The sequence below is a fragment of the Roseomonas sp. KE2513 genome (assembly GCF_016107305.1).
In the GTDB taxonomy this organism is placed as follows: Bacteria; Pseudomonadota; Alphaproteobacteria; order Acetobacterales; family Acetobacteraceae; genus Roseomonas.
This window is the reverse complement of record NZ_RCVR01000023.1, coordinates 83,926-91,815: the sequence shown is the minus strand read 5'-3', so window position 1 is coordinate 91,815 and position 7,890 is coordinate 83,926. Positions and strand designations below refer to the sequence as shown.

Genomic DNA, 7,890 nt, shown 5'->3' with positions numbered 1-7,890 from the left:
GTTCCAGGTGGGAGAACGGGCGGGCGCGGCCGGCGTTGGTGGGCTCAGTCCAGGGCGCGCACCACCAGCACCGTCCCGTCCACGCCCTCCACGCGCACGAGGGCGCCCGCGGTCGGATGCGTCCCGCCGGCGGGCCGCGCCGCCCAGTCGCTGTCCCCGATCCGCACGCGCAGGCCGGTTGCGTCCGCGGAGAGTACGCGGCCCTCCCGCCCGGCCAGCCCGGCCTCAGGGGTGTTCAGGCTTGTGCGCCCGCGGGGACGGTGTCGCAGGCCGAGCGCGACGCCGGCCGCCAGCAGGATGACGAAGATAACGACCGAGGCCGGGAAACCGGGATCCACTGCCAGTCCAACCAGCCCCGTGCCGATCGCCGCCAGCCCCGCCCAGAGAAGGAAGATGCCGGGCAGCACCAGCTCCGCCCCCAACAGGACGAGGCCGGAGAGGAGCCAGATCAGCCAGCTGTCCAAGGGCCCGCTCCTGTCGGCGGCACGGTGCGCGAGGTGCTTCCGCCTGCGGGCGGCGGGGGCGCTAAGCCCGGCGGCCTGGGCGTGGCGGGGCCAGGGCGCGCCGGGCCCGGGGACATGCCACCGCCCGAGCCGTCCCGCAGCAGTTCCAGCGCCGCCGCCACCCCGCCCGCGAGGCCGGAAGCCTCCATGGGCACGATGACGAGGCGGGAAGAGGGACTGGCCGCGATGGCCTGGAAGGCGGCGACATAGCCCTGGGCGACGAAGTAGCGAAGCGCGTCCCCGCCGGCGCCGCTCGCGGCCTCTGCCACCATGCGGGTCGCGGCCGCCTCGGCCTGGGCGGAGCGTTCCCGCGCCTCGGCATCGCGGAAGGCAGCCTCGCGCCGGCCTTCGGCCTGCAGGACGAGCGCGGCCTTGGCGCCCTCTGCCTGCACGACCGTCGCGCGCCGCTCCCGCTCGGCGGTCATCTGGAGGTTCATGGCGCGGATGAGGTTCTCCGGCGGCTCGATCTTGCGGATCTCGACGCGGTTCACCTTCACGCCCCAGGGCTCCGTCGCGCCGTCCAGCGTGACGAGGAGGGCGGAGTTGATCCGCTCCCGGGAGGAGAGCGTCTGGTCTAGGTCCATCTCGCCGATGACGGAGCGGATATTGGTCATGGAGAGGGCGGTGAGCGCCTGTTGCAGGTCCTGCACCTGGTAGGCCGCTTTCGCCGCATCCATCACCCGGTAGTAGACAATGCCGTCGACGGCGACGGAGGCGTTGTCGCGCGTGATCACCACCTGCTCGGGGATGTCGAGCACCACCTCCTGCACGTTCATCCGGCGCCCGATGGCGTCGACATAGGGAATGATGAAGTTCAGTCCCGGCTGCAGCAGGTGGGTGAAACGGCCGAACCGCTCCACCGTCCAGACCTCGCCCTGCGGAACGGTGCGAATTCCCTTTGCCGCGGTGACCAAGGCGAGGACGAGGATGACGGCAAAGACGACGACGGTGCCGGACACGGGCATGGGCGACTCCCCCTGTGGTAGGGCGAAGCTAGACTGTTTCGCGGTCCGTGGGGGACAAACCGCCGCGCACCGGGGGCGGAGCGCGTGGGGTAGAGGGGACGGCAGGGCTCCGGGGGTGTATCTACGGCCCTCGCGGCACCCGAGTGAGGACGCATGACGTGTTCGACCTGACCCTGAGCTTCGACAACGGCCCCGAGCCCGAAGTGACGCCGCTGGTGCTGGATACGCTGCGGGCGCGCGGGTTGCTCGCGACCTTCTTCGTCCTCGGCCGCAAGGTGGCCCAACCCGGCGGCATGGAGCTGGCGCGCCGGTCGCACGCGGAAGGGCACCACATCGGCAACCACACCTGGAACCACGCCACCCCACTCGGCGAGATCACGGAGCCCGGCGCTGCGGCGGCGGAGATCCGGCGAACGCAGGAGCTGATCGAGCCGCTGGCCCACCCCGACCGGCTGTTCCGGCCCTTCGGCGGCGGCGGCAATCTCGACCGCCGGTTGCTCAACCCGGAGGCGCTGGGGACGCTGCTGGACGACGGCTTCACCTGCGTGCTCTGGAACGCCGTGCCGCGGGACTGGGCGGAGCCGGAGGAGTGGTGCGAGCGGGCGCTCGACCAATGCGCCAGCCAGCCATGGACGCTGCTCGTCCTGCACGACCTGCCGACGGGGGCGATGGCGCATCTCGGCCGCTTCCTCGACCTCGCGGCGGAGCGGGGCGCGCGGTTCCGGCAGGACTTCCCGCCGGGTTGCGTGCCGCTGCGGCGGGGCCACCTGGCGCACGACATGACCGGCTACGTGACGGCAGGCGCCACCGGCTGAAGTGCGGCCGGGGGAGGGACGGGCGCCGCCGCGCGGCCTATGCTGGCCGGCGCGGCGTCCTTCGGGGATGCCGGGAGGAGGGATCGTCATGGAAACAGGTGCCACGACCGAGCGCCCGGCTGCGCCCAGCCCCGCCTTGTCCAGCCCGGCGGCCACGCTCCGCGAGCGCCTGCGGGGGCGGCTCTCGCTGCCCGTGGTCGCCGCGCCGCTCTTCATCATCTCGGTGCCGGACCTCGTGGTTGCGCAGTGCACGGCGGGAATCGTGGGTTCCATGCCCTCGCTGAATGCCCGCCCGGCCTCCCAGCTCGACGAATGGCTCTCCGAAATCGAGGATCGGCTGGCGGCGCATGACCGGGCCCATCCGGAGTGGCCTGCTGCGCCCTATGCCATCAACCTTATCGTCCACCGCTCCAACGACCGGCTGGAGCACGACCTCGCGGTGGTCGAGCGGCATCGGGTGCCGATCGTCATCACCTCCCTCGGCGCGCGGCCAGAGGTGAACGCGGCGGTGCACGCCTATGGCGGCCATGTCATGCACGACGTCATCAACCAGACCTTCGCGCGCAAGGCGGTGGAGAAGGGGGCAGACGGGCTCGTGCTCGTCGCGGCGGGCGCGGGCGGGCATGCAGGAAGCCTCTCGCCCTTCGCGCTCGTCTCGGAGACGCGCACCTGGTTCGATGGTCCGGTGGCGCTCTCCGGAGCCATCGCGCATGGCCGGTCGATCCTGGCGGCGGAGGCGATGGGGGCGGATTTCGCCTATGTCGGCAGCGCCTTCATCGCAACGGCCGAGGCGCGGGCGGAGGAGGGGCACAAGCGGATGATCGTGGACCACGGCGCCTCGGACATCGTCTACACGGACCTCATCACCGGGGTTCACGGCAACTATCTCCGGCCCTCCCTTCAGCGCGCGGGACTCGATCCGGACAACCTCTCCGCCCATGACCCGACGAGGATGGATTTCGGCGGCGAGCGGACGAAGCGGTGGAAGGACATCTGGGGCTCGGGGCAGGGGATCGGCGCCGTGCGCTCGGTGCAGCCCGCGGCCGAGTTGGTGGCGCGGCTGCGTGCCGAATACGCGGAAGCGCGGCGGCACCTCGCGGCGCCGGGGCCGCTGGTGAACCCCGCCTGGGACGCGCCGGCATGAGCGGGCACCCCGAGCCCGCCCCTCCCGACGCGGGGCAGCGCGAGGCGGTGGCGCGTGCCGAAGCGCTGGCGCGCGACCTCGCACCCTCGCTCTCCTCCGTGCTGATCACGCATTTTCCGGACGTGGAGACGCTCGACACCTTACGCCCGGGTGAGAGTGACCTCGCACTCGCTGCCGCGGTGAATCGGGCCGTGGCTGCGGCGCTGACAGAGGCCGGGGTGGAGGTCTTCGTGCAACCGGCGGACCGCGCCCTGTTCCGGCGCTGGATGGACGAGCGGACGGACACACCCGCGAACCGGCTCGCCTGGCGCAACCGCGGGAACCTGCTCCGCAGGGCGGCGGCGCTCGAATTGCTGGGTCTGGACGCCCGGAAGCTGCAACCGCCGGTGCCGGCGAAGTCATCCCTTTCCCCGGCGGACCGGCTGGTGCGCGCCTTCGCCGGGGAGGACGATCGGGCCTTCCGGCGCGTGGCCGAGACGCTGATCCTGGAGGAGCGCGGGGGCGTGCTCGGCCTCGCCGCCCGCAAGCTGGCCGAGCGCTACGGCGAGGAAGCCGCGGAGGACCTGGAGCTGGAGCTGCTGCAGGTGGCGGAGGCAGCGGATATCGGCCCCTCCGGCTGGGCAACTCTGGTGGCGCTGCCGGTCGCGCTGCCGCCGGATAGTCTGCCGGATGCCGGGGCGTTGGCCGGAAGCCTGCTCGCCTCTGGCGTGCTGGGGGAGGCGTTGGAGCTGCGCTTTCTGCCGGAATGGCGCTCGGCCACCCTCTTCGAGGCGCTCGAGCCCGTCATGCTGCGAAAGGCGCTGGCCGAAATGGTCGCCGGGGGCGAGCCGGCCGGCTTGCCGCCCGCCGATCCCGCGGAGCTAACGCAACGAGGCTTCGGCGTGCTGCTGGGCGTTCAGTTCGACTGGGGCCTGCCTACCTGGGAGGATCTGGCCGAGAACGGCCTCCCGCCGGCTGCCCAACCCGCCATGGAGGGCGTGGCGGACGAGCCCGAGCAGGAGACGTCTGAGGAGGCGGAGTTCCGCGTCGGCTTCGACCGCTGGCGCATGGCTGTGTCGGAGGCGGTGGAGGGCTGCGTGCCGCTCGCCCTTATCGCGCCGTCCGACGTGGTGGAGGAGATCGATGATTTCCTCGGCGAGGCCGGCTTCGACACCTCGGGCATCGAGGAGATCCGCGACTTCGTGGAGATGGCGCGCCGCGAGGCGGGGGAGGAAGTCGTCTGCCGGCCGGAGGTGATCGGCGAGGCGCTGGAACTCTCCCTCTACACACGAGCCGGACGTTTCCTCGACAGCCTAACCCTTCCGCCGGAGCGGCTGCCGATGCCAGCTGTTGAGATGCCGCGCGTCATCCAGGGTTTCGTGCCGCTCCTGCGCGACGTGCCTGGCCGCTGAGGGGTCGGGAAAGCAGGAGCAGGTTCGACATGGATTTCGCCCTCTCGTCGGAGCAGGAGGCCATTCGCGAAGGGGTGGCGCGCGTCTGCGCCCGCTTTGACGCCGACTACTGGCTGCGCCGGGATCGCAGCGGCGAGTTCCCCCTCGACTTCCACGCGGCCATTGCCGAGGCGGGCTGGCTCGGCATCTGCATTCCCGCGGAATACGGGGGCGCCGGCCTGGGCATCGCGGAGGCCGCGCTGATGGTGCAGGCGATCAGTGAGTCGGGCGCTGGGATGAGCGGCGTCTCGGCCATCCACATGAACATCTTCGGGTTGAACCCCGTGGTCGTCTTCGGCACGGAGGAACAGAAGCGCCGCATCCTGCCGCCGCTCGTCGCCGGGCGGGAGAAGGCCTGCTTCGGGGTGACGGAGCCGAATACCGGACTGGATACCACGAAGCTGAAGACCTTCGCCCGCAAGGAGGGCGACCGCTACATCGTCAACGGCCGCAAGGTTTGGATCTCCACCGCGCAGGTGACGGAGAAGATCCTTCTCCTCGCCCGCACCACGCCGCTGGATCAGGTGAAGCGGCCGACGGATGGATTAAGCCTGTTCTATACGGACCTCGATCGCCGCCACGTGGAGGTGCGCGAGATCGAGAAGATGGGCCGCAAGGCCGTCGACTCGAACGAGCTGTTCATCGATGACCTGCCGGTGCCGACGGACGACCTGATCGGCGAGGAGGGGCAGGGCTTCCGCCAGATCCTGCACGGGATGAACCCGGAGCGCGTGCTGATCGCGGCCGCCGCCGTCGGCCTGGGGCACGCCGCCATCCGTCGCGCCTCGGCCTACGCGAAGGAGCGGATCGTCTTTAACCGGCCGATCGGGCAAAACCAGGGCGTGCAGCACCCGCTGGCCAAGTGCTGGATGGAGCTTGAAGCGGCGCGGCTGATGGTGATGCAGGCGGCTTGGCGCTACGACAGCGGCCTCTCCTGCGGGGCCGAGGCGAATGCTGCGAAGTATCTCGCGGGCGAGGCGGGGTTCCGAGCCTGCGAGACCGCGGTGCTCAGCCATGGCGGCTTCGGCTACGCCAAGGAGTACCACGTGGAGCGCTACATGCGGGAGGCGATGCTGATGCGGATCGCGCCGGTCAGCACGCAGCTCATCATGTGCTTCATCGCGGAGAAGGTGCTCGGGCTGCCTCGTTCCTACTGAGCGACCGGGCGCCTAGTCCAGCGCCTGCAAGAAGGCGCGCAGTTCCTCGCTCCAGAACCTTGCATTGCCCGTGGTGCCGTGGCCCGCGGTCTCCTCGCTGGCGGGGATGAGGAGCAGGCGCGAATTCGGGATGCGGGCCATGGCGGCCTGCATGACGCCGGTCTCGGGCGGGTTCCGCTCGTCGTCGGCGGCGTTGATGGCGAGGACACGGGCGCGGATGCGACCCAGCAGCGGCGCCGGGTTGTAATCGCGCGAGGAATCCCACTGATAGACGAAGTCGTTCGCGTCCTTCGGGGCAGGGGCCGCGAGCCGTGCCTCGACCAGCTTGTCCGCCGCCTCTCGCGTGGGGACGGTCGCCTGGTAGTTCAGCGTGCCGCCGTTCGTTGCCGTGGAGTAGAAGACGTTCACGCTGCGGAGCGAGGGTGGCTGCTCCGCGTAGTCGCCGCCCCGGTAGGCGGGATCGCGGCGGATCGTCTCGACCATCAGGCGGCGCAGCATCCAGTTGCGGCTGGACATCTCCGTCGGCTGGGAGGCCATGGGGACGATGGCATCCATGAGGTCGGGGTAGGTGACGCCCCAGAGCCAGGCATGCATGCCGCCCATGGAGTTGCCGAGCACGAGGCGGAGATGGTTGATCCCCAACCCCTCCGTTACCAGCCGGTACTGCGCCTGGACCATGTCGGCATAGTTGTAGCGGGGGAAGGCGGCGCGCAGCCCGTCCGAAGGCTTGGCCGATTCGCCGGCGCCGAGCGCGTCCGGCAGGATGATGAAGTAGCGGGAGGCGTCGAGCGGCTGGCCGGGGCCGAAGAGCACGCCCGCGAAGCCCGGCGTCAGCAGGCTGCGCGCGGAACCGGCGGTGCCGTGCAGCACCAGCACCGGCACGCCCGAAGGATTGCCGATGGTGGTGTAGTGGAGCCGCAGCTCGGGCATCGTCTCGCCGGTGTGGAAGCGGAAGTCCCGGGCGGTCCAGACCGCAGGGCGCGGCGCGGGATAGTCGGCGGCGAGGGCCGGCACGGCGGCAAGGCCGAGAAGAAGCCCGAGAGCGCCACGGCGCGTTCCCTTGAAGGGTGTCATGACGTTTTCTCCCGCATCCGGTTCGACGGCGCGAGCCTATCGAGCCGGACTGCCGGTGCCAAAACAATCCTGACGGGGCCGCCCCTCAGCCGAGCGCCGGCTGCGTGGAGCGGTAGCTCGGCAGGGCCTCCACGCGGCTCCACCAATCCGCAAGCCCCTCGGCCCCGAAGATCGCGTCGCGGTCCGGCGTCAGGGAGACGTAGAACAGGATGGGTGCGAGGTAGAGGTCGGCAAGGCTCAGCTCCCCCGCGATGAAGGGCGAACCGCCGCGCGTCCTCATGACGAAGTCCATGAGCTTGCGTCCGTTCTCCAGCCCGGATGCACGCATCGCCTCATTCCTGCCGCCGACGAAGTCGGGGAAGAGGTGGTAGGCCGCCACGCCGGCGATGAGCGCACCGTAGCCATAGGAATCGACGAGGCCGACGATCATGTCCATCCGCGCCCGGTCCTTCGGTGTGGCGGGCACCAGCGACGGGCCCGGAAGCACGTCGTTCAGGTAGCGCGTGATCGCCGAGGTCTCGAGGATCCGCATCCCGTCGTGGTCAAGGACGGGAACCTTGCCGAAGGGGTGGCGCGCAAGGTGCTCGGGCTGCCTCGGCTCCCCGCTCAGCACGTTCACCGGTTCCTGGCGGTAGCCGGTCGCACCTTTCTCGGCGAGGAGCATCTTCACCGTGCGCACATAGGTGGAGCCGTCGAAGCCCCACAGCGTGAAGTCGGACATGGCTTGTTCCTCCGTGCGGTGCCCGCGGCGGCGGGCCTCCTGCACAGGAAAGCGCTACAGTCTTGCCGGCCGCTCTGTCCA

8 protein-coding genes are annotated in these 7,890 nt (G+C 70.6%); 4 read left to right on the top strand and 4 right to left on the bottom strand.

Annotated features, from left to right (window positions below):
- Positions 1–44: 44 nt before the first annotated feature.
- On the bottom strand, positions 45–464 hold the full coding sequence (locus tag D9599_RS20610; RefSeq protein WP_198383178.1) for an NfeD family protein: 420 nt from the start codon (positions 462–464) through the stop codon (positions 45–47).
- On the bottom strand, positions 449–1,468 hold the full coding sequence (locus D9599_RS20605; RefSeq protein WP_198383177.1) for an SPFH domain-containing protein: 1,020 nt from the start codon (positions 1,466–1,468) through the stop codon (positions 449–451). The genes D9599_RS20610 and D9599_RS20605 overlap by 16 nt, the downstream gene beginning before the upstream one ends.
- 158 nt (positions 1,469–1,626) lie before the next feature.
- Here D9599_RS20605 and D9599_RS20600 point away from each other — a divergent pair, with 158 nt between their 5' ends.
- The 4 genes from D9599_RS20600 to D9599_RS20585 all read left to right on the top strand — a co-directional run bounded on the left by D9599_RS20600 (position 1,627) and on the right by D9599_RS20585 (position 6,014).
- Positions 1,627–2,283 (top strand): polysaccharide deacetylase family protein, encoded by a 657-nt coding sequence (locus tag D9599_RS20600; RefSeq protein ID WP_198383176.1) that lies wholly within the window; start codon positions 1,627–1,629, stop codon positions 2,281–2,283.
- Positions 2,284–2,371: 88 nt separating this feature from the next.
- A complete protein-coding gene (locus tag D9599_RS20595; protein WP_198383175.1) occupies positions 2,372–3,427 on the top strand; it encodes a nitronate monooxygenase family protein in 1,056 nt (351 codons plus the stop codon).
- On the top strand, positions 3,424–4,818 hold the full coding sequence (locus tag D9599_RS20590; protein WP_198383174.1) for a hypothetical protein: 1,395 nt from the start codon (positions 3,424–3,426) through the stop codon (positions 4,816–4,818). Before D9599_RS20595 ends, D9599_RS20590 begins: the two co-directional genes overlap by 4 nt.
- A gap of 29 nt (positions 4,819–4,847) precedes the next feature.
- A complete protein-coding gene (locus D9599_RS20585; RefSeq protein ID WP_198383173.1) occupies positions 4,848–6,014 on the top strand; it encodes an acyl-CoA dehydrogenase family protein in 1,167 nt (388 codons plus the stop codon).
- A 12-nt stretch (positions 6,015–6,026) separates the two neighbouring features.
- Here the strand turns inward: D9599_RS20585 and D9599_RS20580 are convergent, their stop codons facing one another.
- Both D9599_RS20580 and D9599_RS20575 read right to left on the bottom strand, forming a co-directional pair.
- Positions 6,027–7,088 carry an alpha/beta fold hydrolase gene (locus D9599_RS20580; protein WP_198383172.1) on the bottom strand — a complete coding sequence of 354 codons (1,062 nt, stop codon included), beginning with the start codon at positions 7,086–7,088 and terminating at the stop codon, positions 6,027–6,029.
- An 85-nt stretch (positions 7,089–7,173) separates the two neighbouring features.
- A complete protein-coding gene (locus tag D9599_RS20575) occupies positions 7,174–7,809 on the bottom strand; it encodes a glutathione S-transferase family protein (protein ID WP_198383171.1) in 636 nt (211 codons plus the stop codon).
- Positions 7,810–7,890 lie beyond the last annotated feature (81 nt).